Origin of the sequence: Legionella sp. ST3F1 (assembly GCF_048553315.1) — a bacterium.
Classification (GTDB): Bacteria; Pseudomonadota; Gammaproteobacteria; order Legionellales; family Legionellaceae; genus Tatlockia; species Tatlockia donaldsonii.
In genome coordinates this window covers 113,469-128,253 of the sequence record NZ_JBLZIO010000005.1, presented here as the reverse complement: position 1 = coordinate 128,253, position 14,785 = coordinate 113,469, and the positions used below count along the sequence as shown (strand labels likewise).

Genomic DNA, 14,785 nt, shown 5'->3' with positions numbered 1-14,785 from the left:
ACGCATTCGATATGCGCATTCTAAGTGAAATAACAAAAACAGACAATTTTACCAAACTCAATTACAGAATATTGGTTTCTATTTATTCGCGAATTAATATTTACTAAAGTGCAATTTTAACCGAGGCCTTATCTTTAATAATTGCTTACGGGCACGTTTCAACCATAAGGCAGGCCAAAAACCATATAAAGTTGCTAAATGATAAAAATATAAACTCCGATAAGTATAAAGCGCAACCTTACCACTGATAAAATGCTGGAATTTGGAAAAACTGGTCAAATGGCCATAAGCGCCATAACAGGCCAGGGCAACGATAGAACCTCGATCGCGATATTGAAATACGCTCTTTGGTTTATGGCCGGAAAATTCAGCGTTGAATCTATCGGCTAAAAAACTGGCTTGCTGATGCGCTGTTTGCGCTCTCGCAGGCATCGGAAAACCAGTATTGGGATCCATTAAATGCGCACAATCACCGATAGCAAAAATACGGTCATCCCGCGTCGTTTGCAGAGTTGGTTTAATCATGAGGCGATTAATAGGATCCGTTTCCAGACCTGCTATTTTATTTAAAAAATCGGGGGCTTTTATACCAGCTGCCCAGACACAGAGATCAGCCGGGATAAATTCGCCTTTTTCGGTGTGAAGTCCATTTGCCTGCACTTGAATCACTTTCGTGTTGGTGTAAACCTTCATCCCGAGTGACTCCATCTTCTTACAGACCGAGTCGGTGACTCCTTCTGGCAGTCCTGACAGGATACGACTGGAGGATTCAATCAGTGTAATTTGAGCTAATTTTATTGCTGAGTTATCGAGTTCATACGCTTGAACTTGTGTGAGTGAGTGATGTAATTCTGCTGCAAGCTCCACCCCTGTAGCACCCGCTCCTACAATGACAATATTAAGGGGTTTTGGTGGGGAGTTGGGAAAATAATTAATCGATAAAATTTTATTGAGATATTTTTTTTGAAACACATTTGCCTGCTCGAGATCATCGATCGTTAAGCAAAACTCACCCACTCCAGGTACACCAAAACTATTAGAGCGGCTGCCTACAGCAAAAATCAGCGAATCATAATGCAGTGTCCTTGATGGAATAATCGCTTTACCCTGCTCATCGAGTAAGGGGGCGATCATGATCACTTTACTTTCTCGATCCAAATCTATCATTTTTCCTGGCTGGAAATGATAATAATGGTTAGAGGCATGGGCATAGTAATTAATTTGATCAATATTAGAATCGAGAGAACCTGCAGCCACTTCGTGTAATAAAGGTTTCCATACGTGAGTGGATGTTTCATCAACAAGCGTAATATCCGCTTTATGCTTTTTACCCAGTTTTTTACCAAGCCGAGTTGCTAACTCCAGTCCTCCTGCACCACCACCTACAATAACAATTTTGTGTTTGATCGGTTCCTGAGGCATCATCTACATTCGCTTTTATTCGCTATAAAGATATTATCTTAGTTTAGTTTATCCCGGCTTTTTCAAGAAGCTAAAAGCGAAATGAAGATAGCCTTGGAATTTTAAGAGCATAAAATGGCTATTGAATCGATCGTATTTATTGAGAATCCCAGCGAAGAAGATCATGGCACCATTTATCATGGGATCAACCACTACGCGGCCCAACAAGGTATGGCCGGTACAGGTGGGTATTTTTTTGCAGCCTACGATAACGACAACAAAATTATCGCTGCTATTTCCGGCTTCGACAATTTTGGTCCGGCAGAAATTGGGGGGCTGTGGGTTGATGAGCGGTTCCGCAATCAGGGTTATGGGAAAGCCCTGGTTACCAAAGCAGAAGAATGGGCTACAAACAAAGGATGCAAAGCCGTCACTGTTTTTACCCTCAAGGAATGGCCAGCTTATGCCTGGTATCAGACACTGGGTTTTGCAGTTGAATACGAACGTCTAGGGCATGCCAATAATTGCATAGGCTGCTACCTGATTAAAAAAATTTAAACTGCAATCCTCGCCAACTGACCTTTTAATCTTTATGGCTTTTTAGTTATTACCAATAGAAAACATGCTCCGTTGCATACATCGTTTTTTTAATTTCTCTTGATGGTTTATTTCTAATAAGACTAAACTGTAGTAAGAGCCTGAAACTAAATGCCATGAAAAATTTTAATCAAAGGGTTTTATTAAATCTTTTTTTATTAATTCTATTCTTCTTACAAATAGGCGTTAATGTTTCGTCTTATGTACAGATCCAGCACCTGCTTAATACCAAACAATGGGTATTACATACACAAGAGCTAATTAGCGCGATTAATGACTTATGGGGTAATATTCTAGAAATTAGCGTGTATACGAGAGGCTATGTCATTACTGGTGATGCCAACTCTGTGCAAGCATTGAATAATGCCAGCGCTGCCGCTTCAACAAAAGTACAAAATCTTAAACGACTCGTTAAAGATAATCCGAAACAACTTGAACGCTTGAACCATTTAAGCACTCTATTAAAAGAGCGCATTCATTTCAGTAATTCCGTTATTGCGATTTATCAGAAAAAAGGGGAAGAAGCGGCTGAAGACCTATTAAGCAACCATAGAGGTACTTTACTGCACGAGCTTCAAACAGTCATCTTTACTATGATTAATACAGAAAAATCCCTGCTAAACGCAAGAGATGATGAGCTGCAAAAAACCAGCGATGCAGCGCTTAGCTATATCAAAATGACCAATACCCTGACCTTTGTTCTGTTTTTTTTGTTCCTTGGAATATTTAATATACAATTTTCGCGCACCGTTAAACTTATTCAGAGAAGAAAACAGGCAGAAGATCAACTCAAAGGCATCATTAGCGGAACAAATGATTCTATTGCTGCAATTGACAACAATTATAATTTGATCGCCTTTAATCCTTCCTACGCCCAGGATTTTCTGCAACTTTTTGGTAAATCCATTTCCCTGGGTGACAATTTAAACGATCTTTTACAACATCTTCCTGCTGAACAAACCAACCAGATTACTCTATGGAAAAAAGCACTCAGCAATAAAAAATTTTCCATTATTGAAGAGTTGGGTGATTCAAAACTGACACGTAACAGTTATGAAATTACTTATAGCCCCATTCATAATGCAGACAATGTACTCATTGGCGCCTCACAAATTGCAAGAAATGTGACGGAACGTTTAAAAATAGAAAAAGAGATGGAAAGAACCAACACACAACTAACAAAAAACATAGAAGAAACCAGGCAAAGGAATCATGCTGTGTATCTGCTCAATCAATTAAGCAGTACGTTGCAAATGTGTTTAAATGTTGAGGAAACTTTAGAACCTATTGCAATTTATGGGCAAAAGATCTTACCCGCCACTGCAGGTAGTTTATATTTAGCCCATCCTTCTAAAAATTATATGGACTGTGTGGCAGGTTGGGGCAAGCCTATCATAGAAGAAAAAATAATCGGTACCGAACAATGCTGGGCTATCAGACGTGGGCAAATTTATCATTATTATAACTCTGGGCAAAGTATTCCATGCCAGCATGTGAAAGCAGTTAAACCCATACCCTGTTATGTCTGTATACCGCTGCAAGCACAAAATGAAAACATAGGTCTGCTGTACCTTGAATTTCTAAATAGCCAACACCTTAATGAAAAAGAGTTTCGGCAACTCGTGGAGAACCATGAACAATTAATTATTAGCATTGCCGAATCGATAGCACTATCCCTCTCAAATATTAAATTGCATGTGAGTATAAAAATGCGCGCCATTAGAGATCCACTCACCAATTTATACAATCGCTCCTACCTGGAAGAATTTTTTGCCAGAGAATTACAACGTGCAAAACGGCAAAATAACAACTTGGCAATAGTCATGATGGATCTTGATCACTTTAAAAAAATCAATGACAGTTATGGGCATGAAGCAGGCGATATCGTCTTAATTGAGGTCGCTAATTTATTAGCACGCAATATTAGAGAAACCGATATTGTTTGCCGCTATGGTGGCGAAGAAATCCTGCTCTTGTTAGTTGAAGTTAATAGCGCCGAAGAGGTTTTTGGGCGAATCGATCAACTGCGCCAAGAGATTGGTAAATTAGAAATTTCCTTTCAGGGGAAATTACTCGAAAGAATCACGGCTTCTTTTGGCATTGCTATGATGCCCGAACATGCCGACACTCAAAGCGCATTGATTGAAATCGCAGATCGCGCACTCTACCAGGCAAAAAAACAAGGCAGAAATAAAGTTGTTTATTATAGAAAGACATAATCCTCTCTTGTCAGCACAAGAAAGAGAGGAATTAAAACAAAGGGTGTTTTGGATGCGGTGCACAGAACACCGCAAGTAGTCCTTCCCTACGTTCCGCGAGCAATCAGAACTTATCCTGACTCGTTATTCATTGATTAATGAAAGCACTTCCCCTTTACAGACAAAGTAATCATTAACTTTGGTGGCACTAACCAGAGCCAGCGTTTCGGGTTGCCAGCGTGGTGCTTTATCTTTATCGACCAATAAAGCTCTTACCCCTTCGTAAAAATCCGGATCACGCATAAATTGACCAACCAGGCAATAATCCATCTTAATGCATTCGGCCATCGACAGGTTCTTTGCTTTGTGAATTTGTGCCAGAGTCACCTTAAGACTTAAAGGGGCTTTTTGCTGTAAATGATCTAAAGTCTGAAGAGCCCAGTCATCACCACTTTGCTGCAATGAAGCAAAGATTTTTTCTACACTGTCCTGCGCGAAACATTGATCAATAATGGCTTGCTTCTTCTCAAACACAGCTGGCTCAGCAGGCATAGCAAATTGCTGCAGGCAATTAGCAACCGCTTGAGAAGCATTGTGTGATAAATCAGCAGCAATAAGACTCATTAGAACATCTTGCAATTTATCTGAACGAATCACTTGCTTCACCAAACCCAACGCAAGTGCCTCCTGCGCATTTAAACGCTCCCCTGTTAAACCCAGATAAACCCCGAAATTTCCTGGACAACGAGCCAGTAAATAACTGGCAGCGATATCGGGGAAAAAACCTATCCCCGTTTCAGGCATGGCAAAAACAAACCGTTCACTGGCAATCGGGTAGGAACCGTGCAAAGAAATGCCAACCCCCCCTCCCATGGTGATCCCATTCATCAAGGAAATATAGGGCTTGCTATAGCCGTGAATATAGTGATTTAACCGATATTCATGCCAAAAAAACTGCATTTGCCCAGGATCTTTGTTAAGACCTGCGTCATAAAGCCAGCGTACATCACCTCCAGCACAAAATGCTTTTTCGCCTTCAGCCTGAACAATCACCGCATGAATATCATCGTCGCTCTGCCACAGTTCCAGCTGCTGCTGTAAGGCTTTGATCATCTCCAGAGTTAACGCATTTAACGCGTTGGGGCGATTTAAGGTCACTAGACCAATATGCCGCTCACGAGCAAAAGCAATATCCGCTGTCATACTACGCTCCTTTGAATTTTGCCTGTCGTTTTGCCAAAAAAGCAGCTACACCCTCTTGTTTGTCTTCACTGGCGCAAACCTTGGCAAAATGAACTGCTTCTAAATGCAGTGCATCAGTCAAAGACAAGTCATAGCCATGATCAATCACTTCCATGACACTGGCAATAGCTAAAGGAGCCATTGCTAGAATGCCCGTTAGAATTCGTTTGCTTTCCTCTATCAATACGTCGGGTGCAAAGACTTCACTGACCAGTCCCCAATTGAGCGCTGTTTCTGCATTGATAAAACGGCCCGTTAAACACAGATCTATCGCACGTCCTTTACCTATCAGCCTTGCCAAACGCTGTGTCCCGCCATAACCCGGGATAACTCCCAGTTTTACTTCCGGCTGACCGAACTGTGCTGTAGTCGCTGCAACCCGCATCGTTGCTGCGATTGCCAATTCACAACCACCACCAAATGCAAAACCGTTGATTGCGGCCAGGGAAGGTTTGCCCAAGGTTTCCAATTGTCTAAAGACATGTTGCCCCTCACAGGCAAATTGATAGCCACTTTGTGCATTACACTCTGCCAGGCGGGAGATATCCGCACCCGCACAAAAGGCTTTCCCTGTTCCGGTTAAAAGCAATGCTTTGACTTTTTTGTTTTCTTTTGCCGAGGCAAAAATTTCAGCCAAAGCATGCAAGACATCACTGCTTAGAGCATTCAATTTTTCCGGACGATTTAAAGTAAGGGTCAAGATACCGTTGCTATCCAATTCTTGGGCAATTAAATTCATTTAGAAACTCCTGTTAATCAATAAAATACTCTTCATCCAAACTTGCTTTAGCAATAATTTCGCGCATGATTTCATTCGTACCCTCGAGGATCTGATGCACCCTGAGGTCACGGAAAATGCGCTCAATCTGATAATCGTGTAAGTAACCATAACCTCCATGCAGCTGCATTGCTTTGTCACTAATACGAAAAGCAATATCAGTCGCTAGACGCTTAGCCATTGCACAATACATGGGCGCATGGGGATCTTCTTTATCCAGAGCATCAGCAGCGCGGTACACCATTAAACGGGCAGCCTCAAAATCCGTCAACATATCAGCAAAATAAAAACGCAACGCTTGCATCTGGTTTAAAGATTTACCAAATTGCTTACGCTCATTTAAATAGTTTTGAGTTAAACGCAAACAGGCAATTGCCCCTCCTAAAGAACAGGAAGCAATATTAACCCTGCCTCCATTTAATGCTGATAACGCAATTTTAAAACCCATCCCCTCAGCACCGACCCGATTAGCCACAGGGACACGGCAATCCTCAAAATACACCATACAGGTAGGCTGACTGCACCATCCCATTTTCCTTTCCAACTTACCGAAACTCAACCCCGGTGTATTTTTCTCTATTAATAAACAGGAGATCCCGTGATGGGATTCATCACCTGTTCTTACCATACATAAATAGACATCACTGACACTGCCGCCGGAAATAAACGCTTTAGCACCATTTAAAACATAATGATCACCTTCTAAAACTGCACGGCTCTTTAATGAAGCTGCGTCAGAACCAGACTCAGGTTCAGTCAAACAATAGCTAGCTAAAGCGGTCATGGCAGTCAGACGTGGCCCCCAGGTCCTGCGTAAAGCTTCATCGGCATAACGATCAACCAAAGAGGTCACCATATTGTGGATAGAAAGATACGCACTGGTCGTGATACAACCAGTCGCTAATTGTTCAAAAATAAGAGCCGCATCAAGCCGTTTGAGATTAGAGCCCCCAATATCTTCAGCAGAGACAATTCCGGCCATGCCGAGGCCTGCCGCTTCTCGCAAGGTTTCAACCGGGAAAAAACTATGTTCATCCCAATTCGCTGCATTGGGCGCTAATTTATTGCGCGCAAATTCTGCAGCCATATCACGAAAAGCGAGATGCTCTTCACTGAATTTAAAATCCATAGCCCATCCTTAGTTAAACGTGAAATCAATTCAAAGACCAAACAACCTTATGACAGTTCGATAAAGATGTTATTATTGCCAATTTTTGGCGTCCGTGAAATAAAAAACAAGAAAAATCACATGGAGACCACCACAAATTTTGATATTAAACAGGCAAAGGCTGCTCATGTCTTAAAAAATTATTTTGGTTTTGACGCTTTTCGCCATCCTCAAGAAGAAATTATTAACGAACTAATTGCGGGTAATGATTTACTTGTACTTATGCCGACCGGTGGTGGTAAATCGCTCTGCTACCAGGTTCCAGCGTTAGTACGTGCGGGAGTCGGGGTTGTCGTCTCTCCACTTATTGCGCTCATGGAAGATCAGGTTGCAGCCCTAAAATTACAGGGAATTCGCGCCGCTTATTATAACTCGTCATTGAGCAGCAATGAGGCAAGGCAGGTATTGGCGCAATTACACAATAACGAACTCGATTTACTCTATATTGCCCCTGAGCGCTTGCTAAGCCAGGTTTTTCTTGAACGGTTACAAGACTGCCCTATCGCTTTGTTTGCTATTGATGAGGCCCATTGTATCTCTCAGTGGGGGCACGATTTTCGTCCTGAATATGCCGCGTTGGGTTTATTGAAACACCATTTCCCTGAAGTGCCTGTCATTGCGCTGACAGCAACCGCTGATCAACAAACACGGCAGGATATTATTGTTAAACTGAATTACAATCCGAAACAATTTATTGCTTCTTTCGATCGCCCTAATATCCACTATCTTGTGCTTGCCAAAAATAATCCCCTAAAACAGTTAAACCAATTTTTACAAACACAAAAACAACAATCAGGCATTATCTACTGCGGTACTCGCAACGGGGTGGAACGCCTTACAGCGAAATTGCAAGAAGCGGGTTACAGTGCCAAAGCCTATCACGCTGGTTTGTCTCATAGTGAGCGCCGAGAAGTACAATCTTTATTTCGCCACGATCGCGTTGAGATTGTCGTCGCAACACTTGCTTTTGGTATGGGTATTGATAAGTCCAATGTGCGTTTTGTCGTGCACTACGATTTGCCCAAAAATATAGAAAGCTACTATCAAGAAACTGGCAGAGCTGGCCGCGACGGCCTGGCTGCACAAGCCCTGCTTCTCTACGATCCTGCAGATAGTGCCAGATTACGGGGCTGGATTGCTACAGGCAACAACGAGGCCCAGCAACGGGTAGAAACGTCTAAATTGAACCATATGCTGGCCTTTGCCGAAGCAACTCATTGTCGTCGGCAAATTTTATTGCGTTATTTCGCTGAAACAAGTGATCAAGCCTGCGGTAATTGCGATGTCTGCGATAATCCGCCCCAAACTGTCGATGCAACTGAAGATGCGCAAAAATTGCTTTCCTGTATTTACAGATTACGCCAAAGTTATGGTTTAACCCATACTATTGAAGTATTGCGCGGTCAGAATTCCGAAAAAATCGAAAAATCAGGACATCATCTTTTAAGCACCTATGGCATTGGCAAGGACAAATCAATTGCTTACTGGAAACAATTAGCATGGCAATTGATTCATCGGGATTATTGTTATCAGGATCTGAACCAGTTCAATGTGTTGCGCCTGTCTAAAAAGGCTATCGCCCTATTAAAAGGAGAAGAAAAAGTTTCTCTTGCTCTCGTGAATGTTGATGCGAAAAATAAAACAGCTAAAACAAAAGCACGCAATCTTCTCACTGCCACGCATCATCCACTGTTTGAAACATTGCGTGCCCTGCGCCGCCAATTAGCCGATGAAGAAAATAAACCACCTTTCATGATTTTTAGCGATACAACTTTACATGAAATGGTGCGTGAGAGACCGCAAACGATGGAAGATTTATTGAATATTTCCGGGGTAGGCCAACATAAACTCAACCATTATGGCATATACTTTCTAAAAGCCCTGCGCAACTATGTCGAATTAGTGTGACATGTGAGCGCTTCGCTATATTTTTGTCATACCGTCTAGTAGCCTTGATGCAGCGTAGCGTAATCAAGGTATTCACTCTCCAAAATTAAACAGTGAATATGCCCACGCTTATGATACAAACATTGAGATAAATAAACCTTGATTTCGCTACGCTGCATCAAGGCTACACTTGTTTAGCAAAGTAGGTTGGGTCATTTTGACCCAACAATGAAACAGACTTTTCATCCTGATATTGGGTGGAGATAAAATGCTATTTGATCACCTCAATGAAACAAAAAACCCTAGTGTGCGTGGCAACCTATTTTCAAATGAACCTGGTAATATTTGGCTTTACTTCCTTCAATAAAGCCACGTGTTTCCACGACTTCATACCAATCCAGTTTACCATGCATTTTTGCTGCTTGAGCCACAGCATTATTGATTGCTTCTTCAATACCCTCTTCCGATGTGCCTACCAGTTCAACAATTTGATAAACTCGACTGTTCATTTTCTCTCCTTGAAATCATTGGCAATACATTGAACCTGAATTTGAGTGTAGACGAAAAACGACTATAAAGAAAAGTCTTCAATCATTCTTGAAGCTGTTGCTGGGCTTTGGCAATGGCTTTGCGAATCATTTGCGCTTCTTCTGATTGCTCAGGAGCCAATTTCAATAAATGCTGCCAATAGTTAATGGCTTGCTGATAATGATGATTCATGAATGAGTCCATCGCTAACATGGCTAAGGCATCGGGTTGGTCAGGATCTTGCCGCAGCAAATTAGTAAATAAAGCTCTAATCGGCTCATCAAAACGCTGTTGATTTAACTGCCAAAGGCTTTGTCCATAATTGACGGTGGTAGCTGTATCGTTGGGAGCGAGTTGATGGGCCTTGGCAAATGCTTCAGACGCTATTTGCCATTGTCCTTGGCTGACATAAAGCCTACCCAATAAGTACCATCCGCGTGCACTGTCAGGATTGGCTTGTAAACGCGCCTTTAATCGATCAACTAACTCCGTCGGGCTTTTGATAGTCTGAAGAACCGCTTCGACTCGGCGCTGCCTTTCTGTTTCCTGCCTATAATGTTGCCAGGTAGACCACGCACCCCATCGCCAGTAGGCAGCAGCTACCCCAATAATTACTATTGGCGCCAAAACAGCAGCAAACCACTTCGTTTTACGCAATGGGTATAAGGCCACTGGCAATGCCAGCAGAACCAGGGTGATAAAACACAGCGGAAGCCACCATTCATTCATTTGTCGTTCGCTTCAAACAAGTACGCCAAAAAATTAATAATCCCAGCAAAAGAAACAATGCAGGACCAAACCATAATAATACCGTCAAGAGCTTAACTGGTGGTTTAAATAAAATAAAATCACCATAGCGGGCAGTTAAATAACTAATAATTTCGCTGTCACTTTTTCCCTCTTTAACCAACTCATACACTTGCCTACGCAAATCTTTGGCGAGACTTGCATGGGAGTCAGCCAAATCCTGATTTTGACAAACCAAACAACGCAGCTCTTTTAATAAATGTAAAAATTGCGCTTCCTGTTTCGGTGTTTCCAAAGGATAAAGGGTATTCGCATACCCAGTAGAGAAAAACAAGGAAACCAGGAGCAGGCTTAAACAAGCTGTCAATCTCATCATGCTTCACCCTGCAACGTTTTCATAAGCGGCAAGAAATCAGCTTGCCAGGTTTTTTCGTCCAGAATACCAACATGGCGGTAACGAATAATACCCTTCTTATCAATAAGGAAAGTCTCAGGAGCCCCATAAACACCCAGATCCATAGCTACTTTCCCTGTTTTGTCTTCCCCAATCACCTGATAAGGATTGCCCCATTCTGCAAGCCATCGTTTAGCATTTTCGCTGCTATCCTTGTAATTCAAGCCATAAATTGGCACCCCTTCACGAGCAAGCCGTAACAAAAATACCTGTTCATCCGTACAAGCAGCACACCAACTCGCCCACACATTTAATAAAGCTATGCGTCCGTGCATCGATTGTGGGGTGAATACTTGCTCTTTACCCAAGGTTGATAATTGAAATTCAGGTAACATTTTCCCTATCTGTACAGAAGGAAGAGTCTGTGGTTCCAAACTTAAACCACGCCAGAGAAAAACGACCAGCAGACTAAAAACTGCTAAAGGAATTAACCGCCAATACAGTGCTTTCATACCGCAACCTCTTGTATCTGATTAGCGAGCTTCTGGCGTTTCTGGTAATAACGACGATCCGCCAGGGCAAGTAATCCCCCTGCCAAAATCATAAAACCGCCCCCCCAGATCCAGCGCACAAAAGGCTTGTAATACAAACGTACCGACCAGGCTTTATCATCAAGAGGCTCACCCAAGGCAACATAAATATCACGAAAGGGATTCACGTCAATAGCTGCCTCAGTCATTGCCATTTGCCCAACATTGTAAATACGTTTTTCAGGATAGATAACCGTGCCTTTATCCTTGTGCCTAATCGCAAAGTGCGCTTGTGTGCCGTGATAATTTGCACCTTCTAAAGGAATTTCCCGCAAAAACTTAATTGTATAACCTGCCAGTGATACAGACTCACCGGGCGCCATTTTTACATCATCTTGAATGCCATAAGAATTCGATACCGCAATACCAATTACTGTCGCGGCAACACCGCAATGAGCAAGAACCATTCCCCAAAAAGCCTGACCCAGATTTCTTAACCCTCGCTGCTTGCTACGAATATGAATCAGTTTTACTGTGCTCAATACCACCCAGAAAGCAAGTATTAACCCCAAGAGTGCATAACCATCAATACGTCCGGTTAAAGCAAACTGTAAACCCAGGGGTAACAGAAGACTGGCAAAAAAAACAAGCCGCAATTTAGTCCCTAGTTTTTGCCAACTGTCTCGCTGCCAGTTTAAATGAACGCCAATTCCCATGAGGATCACTAAAGGAATCATCAATGGAACAAACACTGAATTAAAATAAGGCGCCCCAACGGACAGCTTACCCAAACCAAGCCCGTCAATGAGTAACGGATACACAGTCCCCATTAATACAGTCAGCATCATAACTGCCAGAAAGACATTATTCAGCAGTAATGCACTCTCACGCGAAAGCGGTGAAGGATTATCACGGCGCTGTAAAGTCTGTGCCCGCAATGCAAATAAGGTTAACGAGCCACCAATCACGACTAATAAGAAGCATAGAATATAAAGACCTCTCTGAGGATCAACAGCAAACGCATGGACCGACGTTAATACGCCTGAGCGAACTAAAAAAGTGCCTACCAGGCTAAGTGAAAAAGCAGTAATAGCCAGTAATAAAGTCCAAGCCTTAAATTGCTGTCGTTGTTCACTGACTGCGAGTGAATGCAATAAAGCGGTACCAACGAGCCAAGGCATAAAAGAGGCATTTTCAACGGGATCCCAAAACCACCAACCGCCCCAACCTAATTCACGATAAGCCCACCAACTACCCAGAGTGATTCCAGCAGTGAGACAGCACCAGGCAGCTAAAGTCCATGGTCTGGTCCATTTTGCCCAAGACGCCTCAACACGCCCCACCCAAAGTGCAGCAATCGCAAAAGCAAACGCAACCGAAAAACCGACATAACCCATATAGAGCATTGGTGGATGAAATAAAAATCCGGGATCTTGCAACAAAGGATTCAGATCACGCCCTTCTGTCTCTAATAATTGAAATTGCCGTGTGAAGGGATTAGAGGTTGAAAGCAGGAAAAGGATGAATCCAATACTAAGCCAGCCTAGCACTACTAAAACCCGTGCACGCATTGCCGAATCCAAAGCGGAACTAAAAAAACTAACTGCCAGCATCCATACACTTAATATGGCAACCCACAGTAGCATCGACCCTTCATGTCCGCCCCAGACCGCGCATAATTTATAAAACCAGGGGAGTGAAATACTGGAGTTAGTGAGTACATAAGTCACAGAAAAATCATCACTCAGAAAACAAGCCGTAAGACAGCAATAGGCAAAGGCTATAAAAACAAATTGCCCAGATGCATAAAGCGGTGCGGCAGCAACCCAGTCTGTTTTGTTTCGCACAAGCCCCCAGGCAGGAATAATCGCCAGCAAAAAAGCAAATAGCAACGCCAATATTAGAGAAAATAAACCAATTTCAGCAATCATGCGCTTTTCTTTTCTCCTTGTTGAGCCGCTTTAGCCAAGGCATCTTTAACCTCCGGAGGCATATAATTGGCATCGTGTTTCGCTAATACTTCCTGTGCTTTGAATTGCCCATCTGTGCTGAGCTCACCAAGCGCGACAATTCCCTGCTCTTCACGGAATAGATCGGGTAAAATACCTTCATAATTGACAGTCACTGTTTGCTTGAAATCAGTGAGCTTAAATTGAACCGCCAACCCCTTGCTTGCCCGTACAATACTGCCTTTTACCACCATACCACCTAAACGAATTGTATGTTTACTGGAAGCCTCTCCATTAACAATCTGAGTTGGGGTATAAAATAAACTGATGTTCTGGCGCAATGCATAGAGCACTAAACCCGTCACTAGCGCGAGAATAGAAATGATAAATAAAAGCAGGAACATTTTACGCTTACGTACAGCATTCATGAAGACTGTCTCTTAAACCATTGTTGTAATAATTTGCGGGCACGGGCGCGTTGTAGTCTCAGGCCAACAGTATTCATTGCCAAAACGACGACTACCAGACCATACGCAGACCATATGTAGGAAGAATAGCCTCCCATGGCAAGCCAGTGCATAAACTGAGTCATAACTCTTCTCTCTCCACCAGGTTCTTTACCCACTGCTGCCGGCGCTCACGCAGAACAACCTCATTTCGAGCCTTATGTAACATAACCCACAGGCAATAAAAAGAAAAACCAGCCAGCGTCAATAATAAAGGATAAAGCATAGTACTCGCGATTTTTGGTTTGGCAAAAACAGATAAAGTTGCGCCTTGATGCAAGGTATTCCACCAATAAACAGAATAATGAATAATGGGCAAATCTACTAAACCAACCAACGTCAAAATAGCGACGATTTTATCGCCCTGCTCTTTATTCTGAAAAGCCGTTCCAGTCGCTAAAATCGCCAAATATAAAAGCAGTAAAATAAGTTCAGAGGTCAACCGCGCATCCCAAATCCACCATGTTCCCCACATGGGCTTACCCCAGATACTGCCCGTCACTAGCGCCAGAAAAGCCATAATGGCCCCTGTTTGGGCAGCAATTCCTAACATTAAACCAGCCATTTTAATGCGCCAGACCAGCAAAAGCACTGCCAAAAATCCCATCCAGCCATAAATTGCCATCGATAAAAAAGCTGTCGGAACATGCACATAGATAATACGGAAAGCATCACCTTGCTGATAATCCGGTGGTGCAAAAACCAAACCCCAGATCATACCAAGTAAAAGAAAAAGTAAAGCACCGGCACCCAGACAACGTAGCCATGATCGTGTCAGCTCATAAAATGCCTTTGGCGACGCCAGTTGGTATAAAAATTTCCACATAGGGAATAATTGAATCAGAAAAAAACAAAAATTT

Annotated in this window: 15 protein-coding genes; 3 read left to right on the top strand and 12 right to left on the bottom strand. The window is 42.6% G+C overall.

Annotated elements, in window-relative coordinates:
- Nucleotides 1–93: 93 nt before the first annotated feature.
- Entirely contained in the window at nucleotides 94–1,425 is a 1,332-nt protein-coding gene (locus ACN4Z1_RS05590) for an NAD(P)/FAD-dependent oxidoreductase (protein ID WP_419388031.1), read from the bottom strand.
- Between the two features lie 111 nt (nucleotides 1,426–1,536).
- On the opposite strand from ACN4Z1_RS05590, the gene ACN4Z1_RS05585 reads away from it, so the two are divergent.
- Nucleotides 1,537–1,959, top strand: a complete 423-nt coding sequence (locus tag ACN4Z1_RS05585; protein WP_419388032.1) for a GNAT family N-acetyltransferase — start codon at nucleotides 1,537–1,539, stop codon at nucleotides 1,957–1,959.
- A gap of 155 nt (nucleotides 1,960–2,114) precedes the next feature.
- A complete protein-coding gene (locus tag ACN4Z1_RS05580) occupies nucleotides 2,115–4,217 on the top strand; it encodes a diguanylate cyclase (protein WP_419388033.1) in 2,103 nt (700 codons plus the stop codon).
- 123 nt (nucleotides 4,218–4,340) lie between these two features.
- Here the strand turns inward: ACN4Z1_RS05580 and ACN4Z1_RS05575 are convergent, their stop codons facing one another.
- Genes ACN4Z1_RS05575 through ACN4Z1_RS05565 form a run of 3 tightly spaced genes read right to left on the bottom strand, consistent with a single transcriptional unit; the run spans nucleotide 4,341 to nucleotide 7,345 of the window.
- The gene (locus ACN4Z1_RS05575; protein ID WP_419388034.1) at nucleotides 4,341–5,399 is read right to left on the bottom strand and encodes an enoyl-CoA hydratase/isomerase family protein; all 1,059 of its coding nucleotides are present in this window, start codon (nucleotides 5,397–5,399) and stop codon (nucleotides 4,341–4,343) included.
- Between the two features lies 1 nt (nucleotide 5,400).
- Nucleotides 5,401–6,177: an enoyl-CoA hydratase/isomerase family protein gene (locus ACN4Z1_RS05570; RefSeq protein WP_419388035.1), complete on the bottom strand. Its 777-nt coding sequence runs from the start codon at nucleotides 6,175–6,177 to the stop codon at nucleotides 5,401–5,403.
- A gap of 13 nt (nucleotides 6,178–6,190) precedes the next feature.
- On the bottom strand, nucleotides 6,191–7,345 hold the full coding sequence (locus ACN4Z1_RS05565) for an acyl-CoA dehydrogenase family protein (protein ID WP_419388036.1): 1,155 nt from the start codon (nucleotides 7,343–7,345) through the stop codon (nucleotides 6,191–6,193).
- Nucleotides 7,346–7,465: 120 nt separating this feature from the next.
- On the opposite strand from ACN4Z1_RS05565, the gene recQ reads away from it, so the two are divergent.
- Nucleotides 7,466–9,292, top strand: coding sequence for a DNA helicase RecQ (recQ, locus tag ACN4Z1_RS05560; RefSeq protein ID WP_419388037.1), 1,827 nt, complete (start codon nucleotides 7,466–7,468; stop codon nucleotides 9,290–9,292).
- Nucleotides 9,293–9,573: 281 nt separating this feature from the next.
- Here the strand turns inward: recQ and ACN4Z1_RS05555 are convergent, their stop codons facing one another.
- The 8 genes from ACN4Z1_RS05555 to ccmC all read right to left on the bottom strand — a co-directional run bounded on the left by ACN4Z1_RS05555 (nucleotide 9,574) and on the right by ccmC (nucleotide 14,751).
- A complete protein-coding gene (locus ACN4Z1_RS05555; RefSeq protein WP_058443593.1) occupies nucleotides 9,574–9,780 on the bottom strand; it encodes a dodecin in 207 nt (68 codons plus the stop codon).
- An 82-nt stretch (nucleotides 9,781–9,862) separates the two neighbouring features.
- Nucleotides 9,863–10,528, bottom strand: coding sequence for a tetratricopeptide repeat protein (locus ACN4Z1_RS05550; protein WP_115220934.1), 666 nt, complete (start codon nucleotides 10,526–10,528; stop codon nucleotides 9,863–9,865).
- Nucleotides 10,521–10,919, bottom strand: coding sequence for a cytochrome c-type biogenesis protein (locus ACN4Z1_RS05545; protein WP_370634627.1), 399 nt, complete (start codon nucleotides 10,917–10,919; stop codon nucleotides 10,521–10,523). The genes ACN4Z1_RS05550 and ACN4Z1_RS05545 overlap by 8 nt, the downstream gene beginning before the upstream one ends.
- On the bottom strand, nucleotides 10,919–11,452 hold the full coding sequence (locus ACN4Z1_RS05540) for a DsbE family thiol:disulfide interchange protein (RefSeq protein WP_115220932.1): 534 nt from the start codon (nucleotides 11,450–11,452) through the stop codon (nucleotides 10,919–10,921). The genes ACN4Z1_RS05545 and ACN4Z1_RS05540 overlap by 1 nt, the downstream gene beginning before the upstream one ends.
- Nucleotides 11,449–13,401 carry a heme lyase CcmF/NrfE family subunit gene (locus ACN4Z1_RS05535; RefSeq protein ID WP_419388038.1) on the bottom strand — a complete coding sequence of 651 codons (1,953 nt, stop codon included), beginning with the start codon at nucleotides 13,399–13,401 and terminating at the stop codon, nucleotides 11,449–11,451. Before ACN4Z1_RS05535 ends, ACN4Z1_RS05540 begins: the two co-directional genes overlap by 4 nt.
- On the bottom strand, nucleotides 13,398–13,847 hold the full coding sequence (gene ccmE / locus ACN4Z1_RS05530; protein WP_228364340.1) for a cytochrome c maturation protein CcmE: 450 nt from the start codon (nucleotides 13,845–13,847) through the stop codon (nucleotides 13,398–13,400). The genes ACN4Z1_RS05535 and ccmE overlap by 4 nt, the downstream gene beginning before the upstream one ends.
- Nucleotides 13,844–14,011 carry a heme exporter protein CcmD gene (gene ccmD, locus ACN4Z1_RS05525; protein ID WP_115220930.1) on the bottom strand — a complete coding sequence of 56 codons (168 nt, stop codon included), beginning with the start codon at nucleotides 14,009–14,011 and terminating at the stop codon, nucleotides 13,844–13,846. Before ccmD ends, ccmE begins: the two co-directional genes overlap by 4 nt.
- Nucleotides 14,008–14,751, bottom strand: a complete 744-nt coding sequence (gene ccmC, locus ACN4Z1_RS05520; RefSeq protein ID WP_370634595.1) for a heme ABC transporter permease CcmC — start codon at nucleotides 14,749–14,751, stop codon at nucleotides 14,008–14,010. The genes ccmD and ccmC overlap by 4 nt, the downstream gene beginning before the upstream one ends.
- Nucleotides 14,752–14,785: the final 34 nt, after the last annotated feature.